A 22,928-nucleotide genomic window follows, 5' to 3' on the forward strand; every position below is an offset into this window, starting at 1 on the left:
CCTAGGTCGGATCAGTGTCGCAGCAGCCGCGACCCCATCGCCACCAGCAGCAACAGCCCGGCCACCGCCAGCAACGCGGTGGGCAGGCTGCTGGCGTGGGCGAGGAAGCCGATCAGCGCCGGGCCGGCGAGCAGGCCGGTATAGCCGAGCGTGGTCAGCGCGGCGATCGCCACCGCCGGCGAGGTGCCGGGCAGGCGTCCGGCCGCACCGAACAGGATCGGCACCAGGTTCGACACGCCCAGGCCGACCAGCGCGTAGCCGAGCAGGCCGCTGGCGACGCCCGGCACCTGCGTGGCCAGCAGCAGGCCGCAGGCGGCCAGCGAGGCGCCGGCCGCCAGCATTGCCGGTTGCCCGATCCGCGCGACGACCCAGTCGCCGCCGAAGCGGCCGGCCGCCATCGCCACCGAGAACAGCGCATAGCCGACGCCCGCGTAACGCGTCTCCACGCCATGGAACTCGCGCAGCAGCACCGCGCTCCAGTCGAGCATCGCGCCTTCGGCGAGCAGGCAGATGAAACACAGCGCCGCCAGCACCAGCACCACGCCGCGCGGCAGGCGCAGCGGGGTGCGCTGCGCCGGGTCGCCGGCGGCGACGCGCAGCAGGCCGGAGCGTTGCCACAGCAGCAATGCCAGCAGCAGCGCCGACACCGCGAGCGTGGCCGCCAGCAGCGGTGCGCCGACCGCGAGCAGCGCGCTCATCGCCGCCGCGCCGCTCAGCCCGCCGACGCTGAACACGCCATGGAAACTGGACATCACCGGACGCCCGGCGCGTTTTTCGGTTTCCACGCCGTGCGCGTTCATCGCCACGTCCAGCGCGCCGAGCGCGGCGCCGAAATACAGCAGCGCGGCGACCACGCCCGGCAGGGTCGGCGCCAGCGCCACCAGCGGCAGGCCCAGGCACAGCGCCAGCCCGGAAGCGACCATGACCGCGCGGCTGCCGACCCGGTGGCTGAACACGCCGGCCAGCGGCATCGCCAGGATCGAGCCGCCGCCGAAGGCGAGCAGTACCAGGCCCAGGGCGGCATCGTCCAGCGCGAAGCGCGCTTTCACGTACGGCACCATCGGCGCCCACGCGGCCATCGCGATGCCGGACAGCAGGAACACCCAGCGGGTGGCGCGGATCGCGGGCCTGGCGGCGGCGTCGGGGACGGCGGAAGCGACGCGATCCGCGGTGGCGATGGGTGGGTCGGCAGGCATGCGGCGACTGTACTGAAACACGCACAATCGTGCAACAAAACGCAAAATGACGCATAGACAGGCGCGGACGAAATGCCGTGGCGAAGCCGCGCATTTGGAGACGAGCCGCGGTGCGCGCTGCTGCCCGACGCCGACCATGCAAGAAGAGACTTCAGCCCCGACGCTTCACCGGCAAGGCGTCGAGCTCGAAGAAACACGCGACGCTTACGGAATCCCCAAGCGCCCACATACGCCTGCATGGCACCGCCCTGCCCGACCGTGCAGGGACGGCATCTGCGACATCGCCGCCTGCGCTCCCGGACTACAGGACCGCGCGGCCGGCGTCACTCCCCGCGGCCGTCCGCCGCCAGCGGCAGGCGCAGCGTGGCCACGCTGCCGGCGGCATCCGTGCGCGCTTCGAGACTCAGGCTGCCGCCTTGCGCCTCCAGGATCTGCCGCGACAGCACCAGGCCGATGCCCGATCCGCCGGGCTTGGTGGTGAAGAACGGCACGAACAGGTTGTCGCTGGGCGGCAGCCCGGCGCCGCCGTCGATGACCTCGATCAGCGCGGCATTGGCGTCGCGGCGCGCGCGCAGCGTCACCGGTGCGCTCCCGCCGGATTCCAGCGCATTGCGCAGCAGGTTGATCAGCACCTGCTCGAGCTGGTCGGCGTCGGCGTGCAGCCGCAACTGCGCATCGACCTCGACCCGCACCCGCGCATCGTCGAGCAGCCGCCGCACCCGCGCGCACAGCGGCGCCAGCTCCACGGTGGCCGGCACCGGCGCCGGCAACCTGGCCAGGCGCGCGTAGCCGCCGAGGAAGCGCTGCAGCGCTGCACTGCGCTGTTCGATCACGCCCAGGCCGTTGCGCAGGTCTTCGTGCAGCTCGGCGTCGAGCGTGTCCGGCGCGGCCGCGAGCAGGCGCCCGAGCGTATCGGCGATCGAGCCGATCGGCGCCAGCGAGTTGTTGATCTCGTGGCCGAGCACGCGCAACAGGCGGCGGAAGGCCTGCGCCTCCTCCTCGCGCAACGCGCGCTCCATCGGCTGCACCAGCAGCAGGCGCCCGGCCTGGCTGCGGCTGCGCAACGCGGCGTGGCCGATCTGCCAGCGCCCTTGCTGGCCGGCGAAGGCATGCGCGTGGATGCTGCCCGACGGCAACGCGAACAATCCGGCCAGGCCAAGCGCCTGCGCGGACTGCCCGATCAGGTGCTCGGCGGCGGCGCCGAGCAGGCGTTCGCCGGCCGGGTTGACCAGGCGCAGGCGCTGGTCCTGTTCGAACGCGAACACCGCCCCGTCCAGCGCCGCCAGGGTCTTGCTCAGCAGCTGCAGGCTCTCGTGCGAATCGCGCTGCTCGTCCTGCAGCCGCTGCGCCAGCGCGTTGAAGCGCTGCAGCAGGCCATCGCTGTCGCGATCGCGTGCGTCCTGCGCCACGCGCACGCTGTAATCGCCCTCGCGCAGCGCCTCGAGCAGGCCGCCGAGCGTGCGCAGGCGCAGGCCGGCATCGCGTTGCTGCCAGCGCCACAGCGCCGCGGTCAGCGCCAGCACGCACAGCATCAACAACACCGCCTCCGGCGGCCGCGGCGTGCCGACCGCGAGCACCAGCGCCAACGCCAGCAAGGCCGGCGCCGCCAGCCACAACGGTCGCCGCCGCTGCCGCTCAGCCGCCGTCATCGCTGCGCAGGCCGTGCTTGCCCAGGCGCCGGTACAGGCTCTGCCGGGTGATGCCGAGCTGGTCGGCGGCGCGCTGCAGATTGCCCTGCTGCTGCGCCAATGCCTGGCGCAGCAGCAACGCCTCGGCTTCTTCGAGCGTCAGCTGGCTCGACAAGGCCGGCGCGGCAGCCGCCGCCGGCTGCAGGCGCAGGTCGTCGCTGCCCAGCGTCGTACCGTCGGCGAGCAGCGCGGCGCGTTCCATCGCATGCGCCAGTTCGCGCACGTTGCCGGGCCACGCGTAGCCGAGCAAGGCGCGCTCGGCGTCGCGCGCCAGCACCGGCAGCGGCCGCCGGTAGCGCGTGCAGGCGGCGGCCAGGTAATGCCGCGCCAGCGGCAGGATGTCGGCGCCGCGCTCGCGCAGCGGCGGCACCCGCAGCTGGAAGGTGTTGAGCCGGTACAGCAGGTCCTGGCGAAAATTCCCGGCCGCCACTTCCGCATCCAGGTCGGCATTGGTCGCCGCGACGATGCGCACGTCCACGCGCTGCGTGCGCGAGGAGCCGAGCCGCTCGAACTCGCCATCCTCGATCGCGCGCAGCAGCTTGGGTTGCTGCTGCAACGGCAGGTTGCCGATCTCGTCCAGGAACAGGGTGCCGCCGTCGGCCAGTTCGAAGCGGCCGGCGCGGTCCTGCCGTGCGTCGGTATAGGCGCCGCGCACATGGCCGAACAGTTCGGCTTCGAACAGGGTCGGCGCCAATCCGCCGATGTTGACCTTGACGAAGGCCTGCGCGCGGCGCGGCGACCACTGGTGCAGCAGTTGCGCGAGCAGGCTCTTGCCGGTGCCGTTCTCGCCCAGCAGCAACACGTTGGCGCCGCTGCCGGCGATGCGCCGCAGGTCCTCGACCAGGCGCTGCATCGGCGCCGACTCGGCGACGAAACCGGCGGCGCCATCCTGCAGCAGCAGCGCCTGCGCCTCGCCGAGCCGCTGCGCGTTGCGGCGGCTGCGGTCCAGCGCGATGCGGCTGTCCAGCACCGCCAGCACGCGCGCGTTCTGCCAGGGCTTTTCGATGAAATCCACCGCGCCGTCGCGCATCGCCGCCACCGCCAGCTCGATGCTGGCCCAGGCGGTCATCGCGATCACCGGCAACCCCGGCCACTGCGCGGCGATCTGCGCGATCAGCGCCAATCCTTCCGCGCCGGAGGTGGTGTCGCGGGCGTAGTTCATGTCCACCAGCACCGCGGCGAAGTCGTCGCCGCGCAGGCAGGCCAGCGCCAGCTCCGGCGACTCGGCACCGACCATGCCGTAGCCGGCGCTCTTGAGCAGCATGCGCAAGGCTTCGCGCACGTCGGCCTGGTCGTCGACCACCAGGATGCGCGGCAAGGGTGGCGTGCGAGCGTCGGTCATGGCGCAGAGTCTAGCGGCTGGCCGCCATCGGCAAGCGCGACGCCGGCCATGGCGGCCAAGTCAACTCGGTTCGCGGGACGCCTCATTCGGCACGCAACGCCTGCATCGGCGGCACCCGTGCCGCACGCTGCGCCGGCGCCAATGCGGCGAGCAGGCCGGCCGCGGCGAGCACCAGCAGCACCGCGCCGATCGCCAGCGGATCGGCCACCCGCACTTCGAACAGGAAGCGCTGCAGCAGCCGCGACAGCGCCATCGCCACGCCCAGGCCCAGCAGCAGCCCGACTCCGATCTGCAGGCCGGCCTCGCGCAGCACCTGCCGCCGCAACCGCGCCGGCGGCGCGCCGAGCGCGGCGCGCACGCCGAATTCGTGCTGGCGCGCGGCCACCGCCACCGCCATCACCGCATACAGGCCGACCGCGGCCAGCAACAGCGCCAGCGCCGCGAACAGGCCGACCAGCAACAGGTTGAGCTTCTGTTCGCCGGTGGTGCTGGCGACCAGCACCTGCATCGGCTGCAGATCGGCGATCGGCTGCTGCGGCGCCACTTCGTCGATCGCCGCGCGCAGCGCGCGCTCGTCGGCGCCCAACGCGCCGGCATGCAGCCGTACCGCATAGGTCAACGCGCCGAAGCTGCGCATGATCTGCCACATCGGCTCGCTCATCTGCGCCAGTGGCTGGTATACCGTCGGCTCCGGCGGCTCGGCCGGGCTGGTGTGGCGCACGTCGCCGACCACGCCGACCACGCGCATCGACAAACGGTGGTTGTCGCCATCGTCGGGGACGGTCACGATCTTGCCCAGCGCCTGCCCGTGCAGGTAGCGCTCGGCGAACGCCGCACTGACCAGGCAGACGTTCTCGGCACCGGCCACGTCGCTGTCGGCGATGCCGCGACCGGCCAGCAACGGAATGCGGAACACCTCCAGGAACTGCGGCGTGACCACGCGGTATTGGCTATCGATGGTGGACGCCCCGTCCACCTCCACGCTCCAGCTCAGCTGCGTCGCCGTCGGCGGATTGCTGGACACGCCGACGCGTTCGATGCCCGGCACCTGCTGCAGCCGCGCGACGATGCGCCGGGTCTGCTCCACCGCATCCTGCACGATGGCGTAGCGCTCCTTCACCGGCGACAGGGTGAACACCACCGCGGCGCGGCTCTCGAAGCCCATCGGCACCTCGGCCAGCTTCTGCAGGGTGCGCGTGAACAGCGCTGCGCCGATCAGCAACACGACCGCAATGGCCACCTGCGCAATCACCAGGGTGCGACCGAGGCGGCCGGTCTGCAGGCTCCAGCCGCCACGGCCACCGCCGGCCAGTTCCGCGACCAGGTTGCGGCGACGGCCGCGGACGATGCCCAGCGCCGCGGCCAGCACTGCGGTCGCGCATCCGGCAAGCATGGCGAACAGCGCGCTGGCGCCGGTCAGCTGCGGGGCCGCGCCGCGCATCCACAGCAGCGGCACCCAACCGCCGAGCAGGCGCAGGCCGAGCCAGGCCAAGGCCAGCCCGGCCAGGCTACCCAGCGCACCGATCAGCACGCCTTCGGCGAGCGCCGGCAGGCTCAGCCGCAGCCACGGCGCGCCGAGCGCGGCGCGCACCGCGCTGTCGTGGCTGCGACCGAGCGCGCGCAGCAGCATCAGGCTGGTCAGGTTGATCGCCGCGATCAGCAGCACGCAGGCGGCCGCGGCGAAGAACAGCCACAGCGTGTTGCCGCTGTAGGAGGTGTACAGGCTGTCCTGCAACGGCAACGCATTGGGGGGTTCGCGCTGCAGCTCGCGCCACCAGTCGTCGGTCATGTAGCGGCTGTTGCGCAGCACGCCCTTGAGCACCTCCGCGGTCTGCGCGGAGGCGGCAGCCACACTGACGCCCGGACGCAGGCGCGCCACGATGATCTCGTTGGTGGACAGATTGGTCGCGGCCAGGTCCGGCTGCATGTTGCGAACCACGTCGAACGGCTCGGCCCAGGGAAAGTCCGCAGGCAACACGCCGACGATCTGCACCGGCTTGCCCTCCACCTGCAGCGTTCGCCCCACCGCCGCCGGATCGCCGCCGAAATAGCGCTGCCAGAAACGATGCGCAAGGATCACCGCCTGCGGCCCGCCGGGCCGGTCTTCCTCGGCGTTGAAGTTGCGCCCCGCCGCCATCGGCAGCCCCAACGTGCGCAGGAAGCCCGCGTCGGCGCTGATCGCCGCGGCCACTTCGCTGCTGTCGCCGCGGGCGATGTTGGCCGGCACCGGAAACCCGCGCAGGATGCCGATGGACTGCAGGACGGGCATGCGCCGCAGCGGCGGGTAATAGCCCGGCGCGGCGACGTTGTGGCCGCCATCCACGGCCTTGCCCAGGGTCACCAACTGCTGCGGCTGCGGAAACGGCAGCGGCTTCAGCAAGGCCTGGTCGAGCAACGCGAACACCGCGGTGGTGGTGGCCACGCCCAGTGCCAGGGTCAGCACCGCCAGCAGCAGATAGCCCGGCTTGCGCGCCAGCGTGCGCCAGGATTGCCGGGCCTCGGCCCAGTACACGGCGGCGCTCATCGCGCCTGCTCCGCGGCGCGTGCGGGCAGCACCACGTCCTGCTCGTGGCGCAGGCGCTCGAAGGTGTCCTCGTCGACGATGCGCCCGTCGAGCATGTGCACGATGCGTTGCGCGCGCCGCGCGAACGCCGCATCGTGGGTGACCATGCACAAGGTGGTGCCGTTGTCGTGCAGCTGTTCGAGCAATTGCATCACCGCCTCGCCGTTGCGCGTGTCGAGATTGCCGGTGGGTTCGTCGGCGAGCAGGATCGACGGATTGCCGGCCAGCGCGCGCGCCACCGCCACACGCTGCTGCTGGCCGCCGGACAGTTGCCCCGGGTAGTGCTTGTGGCGATGGTGCATGCCGACCAGCTCCAGCACCTCGCGCACGCGCTGGCGGATCTGGCCGCGCTCGGCGCCGTCGCGATAGGTCAGCGGCAGCGCCACGTTCTCTTCCACGGTGAGGTCGGCGATCAGATTGAAGGCCTGAAAGATGAAGCCGATCTCGGCGTTGCGAATGCGCGCGCGACCGACCGCGTCCAGCTCCGCGACGCTGCGGCCGTTGAGCCGGTACGTGCCGCCGCTGGGCGCATCGAGCAGGCCGAGGATCGACAGCAGGGTCGACTTGCCGCAGCCGGACGGCCCGGTGATGGCGACGAAATCGCCGCGCGCCACGTCCAGCGCGATCTCGGCCAACGCGTGGGTCTCCACTTCGTCGGTATGGAACACCTTGCCCAACCCGTGCAGGTGGATCAGCGGCTCGGCGGAACTTACGGGAATTGCGGTCATTCTGGGTCTCCTGGAGCGCTAGCGTAAGCGCAGGGTGTCGTAGGCGTTCCACTGGCTGGTGTCGGACAGCACGACCTGCTCGCCGGCATGCAGCCCGGCACGCACTTCGATGCGGTCGCTGGAGGCGGCGCCGAAGCGCACGCGGATGCGTTGCGCGCGGTCGCCGCCGTCGCGCAGCACGAACAGGGTGCCGGCGGTGTTCGGCACGGCCAGCGCAGGGCGCGGGATGCTGACCACGTCGCGCAGGGTGCCGAGCACGATGCGTCCGTCCACCGACAGGTCCGGGCGCACGCCCGGCGGCAGCGGCGGCGCCAGCCGCACGTCGACCACCACGCTGCCGCTGCGTACCGCCGGGTCGATCCGCGCCACCTGCCCGCGCACCACGCCGTTGTGCGTGTCCACCGCAACCGGCTGGTCGTCGATCACGTCCTTGGCCAGCACCTCGGCCACCTGCAGCCGCGCCAGCAGGTCGTCCGGGCGCGCGACCCGCGCCAGCTTGGCGCCGACCTCGACGCGCTGGCCGGGTTCCACGTCGACCTGCTGCAGGATGCCGTCGCTGCCGGCGCGCACCTGCAGCGAGGCGGCCTGTTGCGCGGCGATGGCCAGCGCGCTGGCGGCCTGCGCGCGCCGCGCCTGGGCGGCGCGCAGCTGCGCGGCCATGTTCTGCCGGAACGCGGCCACGCGCTGGGTTTCGATGCCGGCGCGGGCGCGCTGCTGCGCCTCGACGATCTGGCTCTGGATCAGGTCGATCGCCGAGATCGCGCCGCCGTCGTGGCCGCGCCGGTAGGCCTGCGCCTTGATCTGCGCGATCTGCAGATCGGACGCGGCCTGCGCCTGCAGCGCCTGCTGGTCCAGCAGTTGCGAGGCCAGCGCCGCGTGCAGCGCGGCCAGGTCGGCATCGGCGCCGGCCAGTGCGGCGCGGGCGCGGTCCAGGCCGGCATCCAGCTCGGGATTGGCCAGTTGCAGGAGCAGCGTGTCCGCCTGCACCCGCGCGCCGGCATCGACCAACTGTTGCTGCACGGTGGCGGTGGCGCCGGCGGTGATCCAGCGGATCTGCCGCGGCACCAGCGTGCCGTTGGCGCGGATCTCGCGGCGCATCTCGCCGCGCGTGGCGGCGTCGATCCACAGCTCGCTGCGGCTTACCTGCGGCGCGGCGCGGCCCGCACCCAACAGGACCACGCCGAGCAGCAGCACGGCCGCCACGGCCAGCGCCAGCCAGCGGCGCCGGTGGCGCCAGATCGAACGGTTGGGAGACTTCGCGATATCCATGCCTACTGCAGAGCAGGCCGCATGCCAATCGGCGAAGCGCGATAACCCATTGAAACGACTGCATGGCGCCCGCATCGGGCGCGGCCGCCGCGTCCGCAAGCGGACGATCGGCGACCGATTACGGACAGTTGCGCGGCGAACCGCGCGCGGTCAGGGCTTTTTTTCGAGCGAAGCGCGGTAGCGCAGCAGGGCTTCCGGCTCGTCGGTCTGGAACGCGCCGATCCCGTCGCGGTACAGCCGCCCCCACACCGCATCCGGATCGCGCACCGCGTCGGCGTCGCCACCGTAGCCGGCGACGAACCCTTCCCACAGCGTGTTGACCAGCAGCCGCACGTGCTGCTGCCTGGTCAACGCGGCCAGCGCCGGCAACTGTTCGGCGCGCATCCGCGGCAGTTCGATCGCCACCGGGCGGACCTTGCCGCCGATCTGGGTGCGCACGGTCTGCAGCAGGTCGTCGGTGCCCGGCGGATTGAGCAGCACCGGGGTGAAGTTGATCTGGTCGAACGGCGGCAGCGACGCCAGCGGCTGGCTGTACACGCCGGCCTCGGTCTTGAGCACCACCTGCCGCTGCATGCCCGCACGCCGCACCGCGTCCGCCACCTCCGCATAGATCGGCGCCTTGACGTCGAGATTGAGCATGATCCGGCCCTTGGCCGCGGCCAGCATCTGCTCCAGGGTCACGGGATGCTGGTCGGTGAGCGGCGCATCGGCGCCGCCCTCGTCGTCGCGCAGGCGCAGCCGCGACAGCTGCGCCCAGGTCATCTCGGCGACCTTGCCGTTGCCGTCGGTGGTGCGCTCGACGGTGGCGTCGTGGAACATCACCAGGGTGCCGTCGGCCGCGCGGCGGATGTCGGTTTCCAGCATGTCCACGCCCAGCGCCACGCAGCGCTCCAGGCCGGACAGCGAGTTCTCCGGCGCATGCCCGGGGAAGCCGTGCGCGGGCGCCGGATTGTGGCAGCCGCGATGGGCGACGACGAAGATGCCGCCGGCGGGATCGGCCAGGCGCGCCTGGCTGGCGGCGCTGTCGGCGGGGGCCGCAGCGACGGGACCGGTCAGCGCGCTGCCCAGCAGCAGGAGCGGCAACAGAGTGGATTTCATGGCGATGGGCGTCCGAAGGATTGAAGGGTTTAAAGAGAAGGCGTGAAGCGGATGCCGAACCAGTAGGTGGTCGGCACCGAGTAGGTGTCCTTCAACAGGTTCTCGCCCGGCCCGGTCACGCTGGTGATGCGGCTGTGGGTGACGTTGCTGACCTGGCCGACCACGCTGACCTGCTTGTTGACCGCATAGGTCGCCGACAGGTCCAGCTGCGAGCGCGGCGCCCAGTACAGATCCTGCCAGTCGATGTTGCTGACGATGGCGCGCAGCGCCTTGCCCTGGCGGTTGTAGGCCGCGCGCAGCTCCAGCCCGCCGACGCTGTAGAACAGCGAAGCGTTGGCGGTGTAGCCGGGCTGGCCGACCAGGCGATCGACGCTGCGCTGGCGCTGGCTCACGTTCGGCGCGCTGCCGACGCTGTACGGCACGTCCATGCCGCCGTCGAGCAAGGCCAGGTTGGCGCTGCCGCCCAGCCCGGACAGCGCCGGCACGCCGGGCAGCAAGGTGTTGAGCACCGCGCTCAGTTCCAGCCCGCGGATATGCGCCTTGGACGCATTGGCCGGGGTGCTGATCAGCACGTTCGAATAGGTGGTGCCGTTGTAGCTGAACTGGTCGGTGCGCGACAGAGTGAAGATCTCGTCCTGGATGCGCTTGTTGAACACCGCCGCGGCGAGCATGCCGTCGACCTCGTCGGGCAGGCGCCATTCCAGTGACAGGTCCAGGTTGGTCGACACGCGCGGCTTGATGTCCGGATTGCCCACGGTCACGGTCACGCCCTGCGCGTTGGGATTGCCGGCGTCGGTGCTGTTGACGAAACCGATCGAGGTGCGCGCGGCGTAGGCGTCGTAGGGCGGACGGCCGAGCGTGCGGCTGGCGCCGGCGCGCAGGTCGAGGCGGTCGCTGAGGTGGTAGGTCATGATCGCCGACGGCAGCAGGTTGGCGTAATGCGAATCGGTCGGCGCATCGACGTAGACGTACTTGCCGCTGGCCGTATCCAGCTGGCGCTGGCGGCCGACAGTGGACTGGTCGGTGTCGTCGTAGTGCAGGCCTGCTTCCACGTTGAACGCCTCGGCACGGTAGCTGACCAGGCCGTAGGCGCCGAAGATCTTTTCGGTATGGGTGAAGTTGTCCTGGTTGCTGAAGGCCGACTGGTCGGTGCTGTTGAACGCGCTCAGCGGCGTGGACTGCAGCACGTGCCGGGCCTTGTTCGGATCGATGGTGATCAGGTTCAGGCCCAGATAGCGCAGCGGCGCGTTGGACGGCGCCAGCACGTCGGCGATGTTCAGTGCCGGCGCGCTGCGGTTGGGCTCGTAGTCGTCGCGGTAGATGTCGAACGACGGCTTGTCGGTGGTGTACGACACGCCGGCGCCGAAGCCCAGGCCGCGGTCCTGCTCGCCCTGGTTGAAGCCGTAGTCCAGGCGTCCGGTGAGGATGCGGTCGCGCGCGCTGCGCTTGTAGTCCGGACGCCAGTACAACAGGCTGTAGTTGTCGTAGTTGGAGTACGCCTGCGGCGCCACCGGGAAGCGCTGGTTCAGCGCCGAGGTGTCGTAGGTGAAGGCGTAGTCGGCGCTGGGAACGACGGTAACGCCGGGGCCGGTCTGGCCGACCGGAACCGCCGCCGGGCGCGATGCGCCGGTGACATACTTGAACATCTGGATCGGCTCGTCGTAGGTCGCATCCGACCACGAACCGCGTGCGGAGAACATCTGGTGGTCGTCCGGCCGCCATTCCATGCCGGCCTGGCCGAGCTTGGTGCGGGTGGTGGTGACCTGGTTGGAATAGCCGACCTCGATGTCGCCGGCCGGATAGCTGCCGGAGGTCGCGGTCTGGTTGGCGACGCGGTTGCGGTTGCGCGGATCGATGATCAGCTCGTTGCGCTGCATGTCGTCCTTGAAATAGTAGTAACCGGCGGTGACGTAGGCCTGCAGGTCGGCGCTGGGGTGCGCCTCGAACTTGCCGGTCAGGCCGTAGCGGTCGCGCTTGTCCATCACGTACCAGTACTTGTCCTGCTGCGGCACCGCCCAGCCGTTGCCGAGGTTGCTGCCGCTCTGCAGCACGCCGTTGCCGTCGTAGAACCCGTAGTGCACCGTGTCGGTGGTCATGTGGGTTTCGGTGTAGCTGCTCAACGTCTGGTAGTTGCCCGACAGGGTCAGGCCGTATTGGCGGTCGCTGCCGAAGGTGGTGCTGCCGGTGGCGCCGAGGCGGTAGCCGGGATCGTCCTGGTCGCGCGGCTTGCCGACATCGTTGGCATGGCCGAGCGAGGCTTCGCTGGTGAAGAACGGCTTGCCGCCGTTCTCGAACGCGCTGCGCGTGCGCAGGTTGATCGCGCCGCCGGTGGCGTTGGGATCCAGATCGGGAGTGAAGGTCTTGACCACCTGCAGTTCGCTGACCATCGACGCCGGCAGGATGTCCAGGCGCACGCCGCGGGTGATCGAGCCGAGCGTGCCGTTCGGCGTGCCCGGCGACGCCACGGTCAGGCCGTCGATGGTGACGTTGTTGTAGGACGGGCCGAGGCCGCGCAGCACCGGCGTGGCGGCCTCGTCGCGCGGATGCTCGTTGTCGGTCGCCGGCAGCACCGACAGGCCGGGGATGCGGCGCAGCGCCTCGACGATGGTGGTGTCCGGCAGCGCGCGCACGTCGGTGGAACTGACCACGTCGGTGATGTTGGTCGCCGCGCGCTTGCTCTCCATCGCCGCGGCATTGGCCTTGCGCACGCCGGTGACGACCACGCTGTCCAGGGTCTTGGCCGCGCCCGCAGCGGCGGCGGCCGGCGGCGATGCGGCGGCCGGCGCAGCGGCGGCGATATCGGTGGTGTCGCCGTCCGCGGCGGAAGGCGGCAACGGCCTCGTGGCCTGCTGCGCGAGGGCGGCCTGGCAACTGGCGGCAAGCAGGCACACCAGCAACGTGCGCTGGTGGCGGTTGTGCGATCGCGTCATCTCGTATCCCCTGGAAAATTTCAAAATTAATTAATAACTTCAAAGTAGTTAATTTTATCCAGGGGGCGATGACAGGCCCATGTCACCGGGTTGGCAGTTGCGAGAGCGGCGGGTTGGCTGCAGGTCCGCCGCTGCGGGCGCCAGGTGTGGGGGATGGAGTCCAGGGTGTCGAGAGCGCGGCGAAAGGGTTGGGAGTGAGGGGGACGGTGAAACCGATCGCCGGGTGTTGCCGAACGTTCAAGGCTTCGCCGTACCCTCATCCGCCCCTTCGGGGCACCTTCTCCCGCAGGGAGAAGGGAAATGCCGGCAGGTGCGGACGGCGCGGATGCAGGGACTGCAAGCACCAAGGCCACGAGACATCCGCACAATGCGCCGCTCGCGATTGTCCAGCACGGCGCGGCAGCGTCGCGACGGTGGCGCACGGCTCACGGCCGCCCAAAACGACGATAGGGCCGCAAGGGCCCTATCGTCGTCTCCGTTCTACCTGCGGCCGGCACGCTGGCGCGTGCCCGGACCGTCGCCCGCTAGGGCTGCACGACGCTGATCGTGCCCGGGTTGCTGCGCCCCACCCCGCGCAGGTCGGGACGGTACATGTCCTCGACCAGCGGCGGCGGCACCGTGTAGGTCCCCGGGGTCACGGCGCGCACCAGGTAGAACACCTGTGCCTTGCCGCCCTGCGCCAGGCTCAGCGCGGCCACGTAGCGGTCGTCGCGGAACTCCTCGTGCTTGACGTCGGCGGCGTTGGAACGGTCGCTGATCTCGATGCCGTCCACCACCACGTCGGCCCACTGCTTGGCATCGCCCAGGTTGAAGTTCTCGATCTCCAGGCCGGCCGGCAGCAGGTCGGTCAACAGCGCGTCGGGCATGCCCACGTTGGAGGTGATGGTGACGCGCACGATCAGCGCCTCGCCTTCCTTCAGCGGCCGCGGCGTCCACGGCTTGCCGTCGGTGCCGTACCACTCACGCTCCACCTTCAGCGTGCTCTCGTCCACCTCCGGCGCCTTGCGCGGGATGCCGGCGATTTCCAGGCTGGCGTACAGCGGCGCCTCGCCCTGCGGCACGAAGCTGACCCCGCGCGCCAGCTCGGCCTCGCCGAACTGGCGGCCGAACGCCTTGGCCGCGCCGATCGCCTCGCTGCTGTCGCCGACCGCCAACTGCCCGGACACCAGCTTGCTCTGGTTGACCAGCAAGGCCTTGCCCATCCGCGCAAGGGCCACCTGCTCCTGGGTGCTCAGCCACAGCCAGCCACTGCGGCGGCGCGCGTCGATCTCGCGGCCCAGCGCCACCGCGCGCGCGTCGTACTCGGGCTTGGCCAGGCCGCGCTCGTGCAGCAGCGCGATCATCAACGCGTCGTCGCGGATCACGCTGCCGTAGTCGCCGAAGTAAGGCGGGCGGTCGCCGCTGTCCTTGGCGAAGCCGGCCGCGATCGCCGCTTCGCCGCGCTTCTTGTCGCCCTGCAGCGACAACGCCACGCCCAGGTGCACCAGCGACAGGCCGGTCAGCGCCTTGCCGCGGTCGTTGTCGTACAGCGCACGCAACGTGCCCAGCGGCGCACGATTGACGCGGGCCAGCACATAGCCGGACCAGGCCTGGTTGGCAAACTTCAGGTTCTCGCGGCGATCCTGGCCGTAGAAGTTGTTGCCGCCGGACAGCAGGTCCTCGCTGAGCCGGTTCAGGGCCTTCTGCAGCACGTTGTCGGGCACCGCGAAACCGGCGTCCTTGGCGTCGAGCAGGAACTCGGCGATGTACGGGGTCAGGCCCGGATTGACGTAGCCGTCGTCGCCCCACATCGAGAAGTGGCCGCTGGAGATCTGCATCGAGGCCAGCCGGCCGAACGCGCCTTCCATGCGCTCGCGGCGGGTCGCCGCGTCCAGCCCCTTGGCGCCGAGCAGCCTGGCGGTGGCGTCGTCGAGCAGCAGCGCGGCGTAGCCCTTGCTGGTGGTCTGCTCGGCGCAACCGTACGGGTAGTTCAGCGCGCCCTGCAGCGCGCTGGCGAACGGGATCGGCGGCAACGCGCTGACCAGCATGCGCGCGTTGACCGAACCGGCCATCAGGCCTTCGGCGTCGCTCATGCCCAGCGTCACCGGCGCCAGCGGATCCAGCACGCGGGTCTGCGCGCGCAGCACCGACGGCCACGCCGCGCGCACCGGCAGGTCGTAGCGGCGGTCGACGCTGAAGCCGTTGCCGTCGACCCGCACCCGCACCTTGGCCACGGTATAGCCCTCCTGCGCCACCAGCGGGAAGCTGAGCGTGGCCTTGCCGTCCTTGCCGAGCTTGGCGCTGCGCGCGTTCTCGGCGATCGCCAGCGGGCCTTCGCCGTCCACCTGCACCTTGAACTCGCCCGCCTGCCCGGTGAAGTTCTGCACGTCCAGGGTGACCGTGCTGCGGTCGCCCGGCGCCATCACCCGCGGCATGCTGGCCTCGGCCACGATCGGCGCGCGCACCAGCGTCTCCACGTCGCGGTTGCCGTAGCGCTCGTCCGAATACACCAGCGCCGAGACCCGCAGCGTGCCGTTGAAGTCCGGCACCGGCAGCTGCACCCGCGCATTGCCCTTGGCGTCGAGCTTCACCGAACCGGAGAACAGGTCCACGGTCTGCACCCGCGCGGTCGGGCGCTTGGCCTGCGGCAATGCCGCCAATGCCATGTCGCCGCCGAAGCGCAGCTTGCCGGTCCCGCCCTCGAAGCTCTCGATCACCCGGCCATAGATGTCGTACGCGTCCACGCCCAGGCGCCGCTGCGCGAAGAACTGCGCGTTGGCGTCGGGCACCGGGAAGCGGGTGATGTTGAGGATGCCCACGTCCACCGCGGAAATGGTCACGTGCGCCTGCTTGCCGGCCAGTTCCGGCACGCTGACCGTCACCGGCAGCGGCTGCTCCGGACGCATCTGCTTGGGCGCGACCAGGCCCACCGCCACGCGCCGGCTCTTGCGCTCCATCGGCACGAAGGCCACGCCGACCGCACGCGCCGGGGTGATCTTGCTCGGCGCCGAACCGCCGCGGAACACCAGCGCGGTGACGTAGACGTCGTGGCGCTCCCAGTCCTTGGTCACCGGGATCTCGAAGCTGCTGCCCGGCTTCACGTCGATGTCCTGCACGTACAGCATCTTGTCGCTCTCGACCATCAGCACGCCGGGACCGGCATGCGGCGGGGTCAGGGTGACCTTGAGCGTGTCGCCGGCCTTGTAGCCGGTCTTGTCCAGCGCCAGCTTGACCTTGTCCGGGCGCGCGTCCAGGCCGCGGTTCTCGTCGTTCCAGCTCCAGCCGGCGCGGAACGGATAGCGCGTGGTCAGGCCGGTGGACGGATCGAACACGTCCACGCGGTACTCGCCCCACTCCACCGGGAAATCGAACTTGGCCGCGGCGCTGCCGGCATCGACGGTGAGGGTCTGCTTGTTCTCGAAGCGGCGGGTGAAATCGTAGTCCCAGCGGTTGTCGGCGAACGCCCAGTGGTAGTCGCGCAGCTCGCGCACCAGGGTCACCTTCAGCCCCTTGGCCGGCTGCGGCTTGCCCTGCGCGTCGACCCGCATCAGCTCGAAGCGGGCGTTGGCGTTGGCATCGGCGCCGTCCTTGTCGTCGAACAGCGGGCGCACGCCGACCAGCGCCGGCGCCGGCCACAGCACGCGCTTGAGCGTGCGGGTGACGGTGCGGCCGCCGGTCTCGTACACGCTGGCGGAAACCAGCGCGGCGATGGTGCTGGTCGGCTTGGCTTCGTCCGGCAACGCGAGGTCTTCGGCGATCTTGCCGTCGGCGCCGAATTCGGTATCGATCACGTCCTTGGCTTCGCGCGGCAGCTGCAGCGTCGAGTCGCCGAAGAAATAACCGGGCAGCGACTCGACCGGATGCTGCTCGACCGCCACCGCCAGCTTGGCGGTGAAGCGGTTGCCGTCGGCCGGCGCGCCGTACAGATAGGCGGCGGTGGCCTGCAGCTTGAACGGCTCGCCCGGCTTGAGCGTCTTCTGCGCGCTGTCCAGGTCCAGCTTCATGCGCTCGGGCAGGAACTCCTCGATGCGCAGGGTCATGCCCTGCACCGCTTCCTTGCTGGACGGATCGGTGCGGAACTCCACCTGCCAGCGCCCGGTCGGCGCATCGGCGGGAATCAGCTGCTCGAAGCTGAAATAGCCCTGCTCGCCCGGCTGCAGGCGGGTCTCGCGGAAGATCTTGCCGTCGGGCTGCTTCAGCCGCAGGAACACCGGCTGCGCCCCCTTGCCGCTGGTCGCCACCGGCTTGCCGTCGTTGTCGCGCAGCAGCGCCGACACGCGGACCGTCTCGCCGGGGCGGTACAGGTCGCGACCGGACCAGGCGAACACGTCGAACCAGGCGTTCTCGCGCCCGGCCACGGCGAACTCGCTCAGGTCCAGCGCCGGCTGGTTGAACGGCAGCATCGACAGGTCGGTGCCGCTGCGCGCCACCAGCACCTGGCCGGCGTCGAGCGTGTAGTTCAGCAGCGCGTTGCCGTTGGCGTCGGTCTCGCCCTTCAGGAACAGCTCGCCCTTGGCGTCGAGGATGCGCAGTTCCACCTTCTTCAACGGCTCCCCGCTCTGCAGCGAGGCGGTGTGCACGAACAGCTTGTCCTTGTAGGCGCGCGCGTGCAGGCCGATGTCGCTGACGGTGAAGAACGCGGTGTCGTATTCGTTCTCGAACCGGCCCGGGCGCTTCATCACCGCGAAGTACAGGCCCGGTTCCTGCAGTTCCTTGATGTCCTGGATCGGCAGATAGGTCAGCGCGCGTTCGTTCTTGTCGCCGCCGAGCACGAAGCGGTTGACGTAGACCGACTCGGCCAGCTGCGAGATCGGGGTGTGGTCGCTGTAGTCGCTGTCCATTTCCCAGCTGCCGCGGCGGCCGCCGCGCTGGTACTGGGCGAAGAACGCCGGCAGCGAGCCTTCCTTGACCCGCATGAATTCCACGTCCACTTCCGGCACGTTGAGCGACACCACCGGCAGGCCGCGGCTCTCGCGCGCCGGCAGCACGCTGCCCTGCGAGGCGAAGCCGACCGCCGGCTCCAGTTCGCCGGTGTAGACCTTCTGCTTGAGCGGCTTGCCCAGGCGGCTGCCGTCGGCGGCGAGCAGGTCGGCGGAGATCAGTACGGTGTAGTCCTTGGCCGCCTCCACGTACGGATAGCGCAGGGTCTTGCCGTCGTCGGACAGCGACCAGGCGCTCTCGTCGGTGCCGACCTTCTCTTCGAAGCGCAGCAGCTTGTCGAAGTCCTGGGTGCCGACCAGCGGCCGCGAGAACTCCAGCGCCAGCGACAGCCCGTCGCCCTTCTGGTCGGGATAGGCGCGAACCAGGCCGAAGCCCTTCATCGCTTCCTTCTGGCCCTTGACCGGCTCGCCGCTGGCGTCGGGCAACTGCCCGGATTCGTTGCGCTTGCAGCCGCCCAGTGCCAACGCCAGGCCCAGCAGCAGGAAGGTGCTCAACAGCCCCGCGCGCAGGAGGCGCCACTGCCGCTTCGAATCCGTGTGCATACGTTCGCTCCGTGAAAGTGGCGCGAGTATAGAACGCGGACGCGACCGCCGGAGACTCGGAATCGAGATTGCGGACGCGGCGTTCGCCGGCGCCCGGCAAGGCGGCCGTGGACGGCGGCGGGCACCCGCCGCCGGACCGTGCACGCGGCGATTTCTGTGTATGCGGTGCGGGCTCTGTGGAAGCAGCCGATGAGGCCACAGGTTACCCAGACCGGATGCCGTCGGGACTGAAGTCCCTCCCACAGTGCACCCGACCAGTCGGCCACAAGCCCTTGTAGGAGCGGCTTCAGCCGCGACGAGCGAAGCCTGGAATCGCGGCGGCTCGGCAATCGGTCGGGGCTGAAGCCCCTCCTACAGTGCACCCGGCTGGATGGCCGCAAGTTCCCTGTAGGAGCGGCTTCAGCCGCGACGAGCGGAACCTGGAATCGCGACGGTTTCGATAACCGGTCGGGGCTGAAGCCCCTCCTACAGTGCACCCAGCTGGATGACCGCAAGTTCCCTGTAGGAGCGGCTTCAGCCGCGACGAGCGGAGCCTGGAATCGCGACGGTTTCGGTAACCGGCCGGGGCTGAAGCCCCTTCTACAGTGCACCCAGCTGGATGGCCGCAAGTTCCCTGTAGGAGCGGCTTCAGCCGCGACGAGCGGAGCCTGGAATCGCGACGGTTTCGGTAACCGGCCGGGGCTGAAGCCCCTTCTACAGTGCATCCAGTTGGATGACCGCAAGTTCCCTGTAGGAGCGGCTTCAGCCGCGACGAGCGGAACCTGGAATCGCGACGGCTCGGCAATCGGTCGGGGCTGAAGCCCCTCCTACAGTGCACCCAGCTGGATGGCCGCAAGTTCCCTGTAGGAGCGGCTTCAGCCGCGACGAGCGAAGCCTGGAATCGCGACGGTTCGGCAATCGGTCGGGGCTGAAGCCCCTCCTACAGTGCAGCCGGTTGGATGGCCGCAAGTTCCCTGTAGGAGCGGCTTCAGCCGCGACGAGCGAAGCGGCGGACTCGCCGCCGCCTCAATGCAACAAGCGCTGCATGTACAGCGCGATCAGCCGCGGCCGGTCCAGCGCAAGGCAGACCTGGGCGTTGGCGGCGCCGGGCGCCGCATGGCCGCCATCCGACGCGTCGTCGACGGCCACAGTGCCGCCAGTTGCCCTCGCGCCAGGCGGCACTTCCCGCGTATACCCCTGGTCGTCGACCGCGATGCGCAACGGCACGGTCGGGCACAGGCTCGGGTCGAGCAGTTGCGCCACCGGCACCACGTCGAACAGGGTCGGCGTGGCGCTGGCCCAGGGCTGGTCGGTGTCGCGCCACTGGTAGTAGAGCTGGGTCAGCGCATCGGTCAGCGGATCGCCATGCGCGAACAGCGCCACCCGCTCCGGTTCCTCCAGGGTCACCTGGGTCGCGTCCAGCGGCAGCATCACGATCGGCACGCCGGCGGCGAACACGCGCTGCGCGGCGCCGATGTCGGAGACGATGTTGTATTCCGGCGCCGGCGCGCTCGGCGGCCGGTAGCGCGACTTGCCGTAGCCCGCCCGCACCGACCCGCCCATCAGCACCACCTGCTTGAGCTGGGCGAAGCCCTGCGGGTCGCGCTGCAACGCGCGCGCCGCATCGGTCAGCGGTCCGAGCACCAGCAAGGTGACCTGGCCGGGATGGCGCCGCGCCTGCGCCAGAATGAAGTCCGCCGCGTCCGGCGCCTTGCGCGGCCGCGTGCCCTGCGCCGCCCAGCGCGCCTGGCTGAAGGGAATCGTGGAGGGCGTGGCATGGCCGATCGCCAACGGGATCTCGCTGCGCCCGGCCTGTTGCAACAACCGCTGCAGCAGCTGCGCGCGCAGCCCGGTGTCGCCCCACGCCGAGGCGATGCCGAGCACGTCCAGCTCCGGGCTGCGCAGCAGCAGCGCCAGCGCGAAGGCATCGTCGATGTCGTCGCCGATGTCGGTGGACACCACCACCTTCTGTGCCGGCGGCGCCGCCGCGGCGGCAACCGATGCCAACGCCAGCAGCGCCAGCGCCGCCCACCGTTTCAGACTGCGCATGCGCGCCTCCCATAAAAAGAAACCGCCGGCATGATAGCCGGCGGTCCCTGGTTCATCGCATCGCTGGCACGCCGATCAGAAATTGGCGCGGAACTGCGCGCCGACGATGCGCGGATCGTTGATGAAGCCGGTGAGGTTGTTGAAGTCGATCGCACCGGTGGCGCGGATCTGGTTGGTGCAGTTGCGGCAGAACACCGACACCTCGTACGCGCCGGCGCCCCAGTTGTAGCCGATCTTGGCGCCGCCTTCGAGCAGCGGCTGGCCGACGAATTCGCGCGAGTCGTACAGGAAGAAGTTGATCTCGCTGCGGTAGGACCAGTCGGTGTAGAAGAAGAACTCGGCGTCGTCGCCGACCGGGATGCCGTAGCGCAGCGTGGCGTTGCCCATCCACTTGGCCGCCTGCGGCAGCACGTTGCCGTCGATGATGGCGTTGCCGGCGGCGTTGAGCGGATCGGTCACGGTGCAGGTGCGGCACACGCCGACCGACAGGGTCGGATCCTCGATGCGGGTCCAGTTGTAGGCGCCGCCGAGGGTGAAGCGCAGGTTCTGGGTGAGCAGCGCCTCGAAGTCGAACTCGGCGCCGCGCGCCTTGGACTTGTCGGCGTTGAGCAGGCGCACGTCGTTGGAGGTGCCGCCGACCGCGGTCAGCTGCTGGTTCTTCACCTGGAAATCGTAGATGTCGAAGCTGATCCGCGCGCGCTTGTCGAACAGGTCGGACTTGATGCCGATCTCGTACGAGTCCACGGTCTCCGGCGCTGCCACGGTCAGCGGCGCGGTCGCCGACGGCACGCCGAAGCTGGCGCCGCGGAAACCGCGCGCGGCGCGGGCGTAGACGTTGACGTTGTCGTTGATGGTGTAGGTCGCGCTGACGTCGCCGGTGACCTTGGAATTGTCGGTGCTGCCGGTGGACGGCTCGAGCAGGGTGACGCGATCCAGCGCCAGCACGTCGAAGGTCTTCTTGTCGTAGGTGTAGCGGATGCCGGCGCGCAGGTTCAGGCGATCGGTGGCCGCATAGTTCAGCGAGCCGAATGCCGCCCACGAGGTGTTGCGCTGGCGGGTCAGCTGGTAGCTGCTGAGGGTGCCGCCGCCGAAGGTGTCGTAGGTGTAGTTCTCGCCTTCCACCGAATCGTGGAAGTAGTACAGGCCGGCCTGCCAGTTGAGCGGGCCGGCGTACTGCGACTCGGCGCGCAGCTCCTGCGAGTACTGGTCCAGGTTCTTGATGCCGCCGGCGGTTTCCACCGGGAACGCGATCACGCCGGGGCCGGACGGCGGCGCGAACACCGCGCCGTAGCCGCCGTCGATGTCGCCGCGGCTGTAGTACTTGCCGATGCCTTCGTAGCCGGTGATCGAGTGCAGCACGATGTCGCCCAGGTCCCAGGTCAGGTTGGCGCTGCCGCCGTAGGTTTGCAGTTCCTGGGTGTTGCCGCCGTCGATGGACACCTTGTCCGGATCGAAGCCGTCGACCAGCTTGTTGCTGCCCGGCTGGAAGATGTTGGCGCGGAACAGCCGCGCGGTGCCGTCGAGATGCCGCGCATGCGCGTTGAACAGCGCGCTGAAGTCCTCGCCCGGCTGGAACAGCAGCTGCACCCGCACCGCCGAGTCGGTGTAGCCCTCGAACGAACGGTTGTCCACGGTGTTGTCGACCCAGTCGTCGCGGCGCTGGCCCAGCGCCGACACGCGCGCGGCCCACTTGTCGCCCATGGCGATGCTCAGGCCGGTTTCCATGGTCATGGTGCCGTAGGTGCCGTAGGACAGGCTGGCGTAGCCGTCGTTGGCGCCGATGCTGGGCTTGACCGAGTTGAACTTGACCACGCCGGCGGGGGTGTTGCGGCCGAACAGCGTGCCCTGCGGGCCGCGCAGCACTTCCAGGCCTTCCAGGTCGAAGATCGGGAAGCCCTTCAGGAACGCGTTCTCCGCCACCACGTCGTCGTACACCAGCGACACCGGCTGCGAGGCGTAGGTGTTGAAGTCGGTGTTGCCGTAGCCGCGGATGTAGAAGCGCGGGAACACGCGGCCGTTGGAGGATTCGACATTGAGGCTGGGCGCCTTGCCGGCCAGCACGCGTACGTCCGAGCCGCTGGTGGCGATCGCGTCCAGGTATTCCGGGCGCAGCACGCTGGCGGAGATCGGCACGTCCTTGGAGTCTTCCGAACGCCGTTCGGCGGTGACCTTGACCGTGTCCAGGCGGGCGACCCCGTCCGTGCTGTCCGCCTGCTGGGCGGCGGCGGGGAACGAGAGGGCGGAAACGACGGCTACGGCAAGTGCGCTGGTGCGCAACGACCAACTGGCGGACATGGGGACTCCGGAGTGGAATGGGCAAGAGCGGATGCGCGTCGCCGGCAAGCGATGCCGCGCCGCAACATAATTAACACAAAATACACACGCTTTGCATGTCCCGGTCACTTGAACGTGTTAAGGCTGTAAGCAGCGCAATGGGCTGCCACATGTGCCCTGCAGGTGCGTTGTCCAGACGCCCCAGGTCTATCAACATCGCACTGCGGATTTCCGGCTGGCCGGCGCCACTGCGGCATCGGCCGTGCAACAGCGCGCGCCGCTGCGCCCACCCGCCCCCTGTGGAGCGGCTTCAGCCGCGACAGCAACTGCGGTTAGAACGTGTCGCGGCT

At 70.0% G+C, this 22,928-nt stretch carries 11 protein-coding genes; all 11 read right to left on the reverse strand.

Features of this window, described 5'->3' with window-relative positions; all coding sequences use genetic code 11:
• Window positions 1-11: 11 nt before the first annotated feature.
• Entirely contained in the window at window positions 12-1,196 is a 1,185-nt protein-coding gene (locus AB8810_RS17560; RefSeq protein WP_369914397.1) for an MFS transporter, read from the reverse strand.
• Window positions 1,197-1,519: 323 nt separating this feature from the next.
• Window positions 1,520-2,026, reverse strand: a complete 507-nt coding sequence (locus AB8810_RS17565; RefSeq protein ID WP_369916683.1) for a PAS domain-containing sensor histidine kinase — start codon at window positions 2,024-2,026, stop codon at window positions 1,520-1,522.
• An 805-nt stretch (window positions 2,027-2,831) separates the two neighbouring features.
• A complete protein-coding gene (locus AB8810_RS17570; RefSeq protein ID WP_369914399.1) occupies window positions 2,832-4,226 on the reverse strand; it encodes a sigma-54-dependent transcriptional regulator in 1,395 nt (464 codons plus the stop codon).
• Window positions 4,227-4,308: 82 nt separating this feature from the next.
• Window positions 4,309-6,750, reverse strand: a complete 2,442-nt coding sequence (locus AB8810_RS17575) for an ADOP family duplicated permease (protein ID WP_369914400.1) — start codon at window positions 6,748-6,750, stop codon at window positions 4,309-4,311.
• The gene (locus tag AB8810_RS17580) at window positions 6,747-7,517 is read right to left on the reverse strand and encodes an ABC transporter ATP-binding protein (RefSeq protein ID WP_179570690.1); all 771 of its coding nucleotides are present in this window, start codon (window positions 7,515-7,517) and stop codon (window positions 6,747-6,749) included. Before AB8810_RS17580 ends, AB8810_RS17575 begins: the two co-directional genes overlap by 4 nt.
• A gap of 18 nt (window positions 7,518-7,535) precedes the next feature.
• Complete coding sequence (locus AB8810_RS17585; protein ID WP_369914401.1) at window positions 7,536-8,786, reverse strand: efflux RND transporter periplasmic adaptor subunit; 1,251 nt, start codon at window positions 8,784-8,786, stop codon at window positions 7,536-7,538.
• Between the two features lie 150 nt (window positions 8,787-8,936).
• A complete protein-coding gene (locus tag AB8810_RS17590; RefSeq protein ID WP_369914402.1) occupies window positions 8,937-9,884 on the reverse strand; it encodes a glycerophosphodiester phosphodiesterase family protein in 948 nt (315 codons plus the stop codon).
• 29 nt (window positions 9,885-9,913) lie between these two features.
• Complete coding sequence (locus AB8810_RS17595; RefSeq protein WP_369914404.1) at window positions 9,914-12,814, reverse strand: TonB-dependent receptor; 2,901 nt, start codon at window positions 12,812-12,814, stop codon at window positions 9,914-9,916.
• A gap of 524 nt (window positions 12,815-13,338) precedes the next feature.
• Window positions 13,339-18,276 (reverse strand): alpha-2-macroglobulin, encoded by a 4,938-nt coding sequence (locus AB8810_RS17600; RefSeq protein WP_369914406.1) that lies wholly within the window; start codon window positions 18,274-18,276, stop codon window positions 13,339-13,341.
• A 1,005-nt stretch (window positions 18,277-19,281) separates the two neighbouring features.
• On the reverse strand, window positions 19,282-20,304 hold the full coding sequence (locus AB8810_RS17605; protein ID WP_369914407.1) for a nucleoside hydrolase: 1,023 nt from the start codon (window positions 20,302-20,304) through the stop codon (window positions 19,282-19,284).
• Window positions 20,305-20,379: 75 nt separating this feature from the next.
• Entirely contained in the window at window positions 20,380-22,599 is a 2,220-nt protein-coding gene (locus tag AB8810_RS17610; RefSeq protein ID WP_179570685.1) for a TonB-dependent receptor, read from the reverse strand.
• Window positions 22,600-22,928 lie beyond the last annotated feature (329 nt).

It is taken from the genome of Xanthomonas sp. NCPPB 3005 (assembly GCF_041228095.2).
GTDB classification, from domain to species: Bacteria; Pseudomonadota; Gammaproteobacteria; order Xanthomonadales; family Xanthomonadaceae; genus Xanthomonas_A; species Xanthomonas_A bonasiae.

Excerpts from the sequence above, each read along its gene's own strand:
- AB8810_RS17595 (WP_369914404.1), bottom strand. The coding sequence starts at position 12,814 with ATGACGCGATCGCACAACCGCCACCAGCGCACGTTGCTGGTGTGCCTG.
- AB8810_RS17590 (WP_369914402.1), bottom strand. The coding sequence starts at position 9,884 with ATGAAATCCACTCTGTTGCCGCTCCTGCTGCTGGGCAGCGCGCTGACC.
- AB8810_RS17610 (WP_179570685.1), bottom strand. The coding sequence starts at position 22,599 with ATGTCCGCCAGTTGGTCGTTGCGCACCAGCGCACTTGCCGTAGCCGTC.
- AB8810_RS17575 (WP_369914400.1), bottom strand. The coding sequence starts at position 6,750 with ATGAGCGCCGCCGTGTACTGGGCCGAGGCCCGGCAATCCTGGCGCACG.
- AB8810_RS17585 (WP_369914401.1), bottom strand. The coding sequence starts at position 8,786 with ATGGATATCGCGAAGTCTCCCAACCGTTCGATCTGGCGCCACCGGCGC.
- AB8810_RS17605 (WP_369914407.1), bottom strand. The coding sequence starts at position 20,304 with ATGCGCAGTCTGAAACGGTGGGCGGCGCTGGCGCTGCTGGCGTTGGCA.
- AB8810_RS17600 (WP_369914406.1), bottom strand. The coding sequence starts at position 18,276 with ATGCACACGGATTCGAAGCGGCAGTGGCGCCTCCTGCGCGCGGGGCTG.
- AB8810_RS17580 (WP_179570690.1), bottom strand. The coding sequence starts at position 7,517 with ATGACCGCAATTCCCGTAAGTTCCGCCGAGCCGCTGATCCACCTGCAC.
- AB8810_RS17570 (WP_369914399.1), bottom strand. The coding sequence starts at position 4,226 with ATGACCGACGCTCGCACGCCACCCTTGCCGCGCATCCTGGTGGTCGAC.
- AB8810_RS17560 (WP_369914397.1), bottom strand. The coding sequence starts at position 1,196 with ATGCCTGCCGACCCACCCATCGCCACCGCGGATCGCGTCGCTTCCGCC.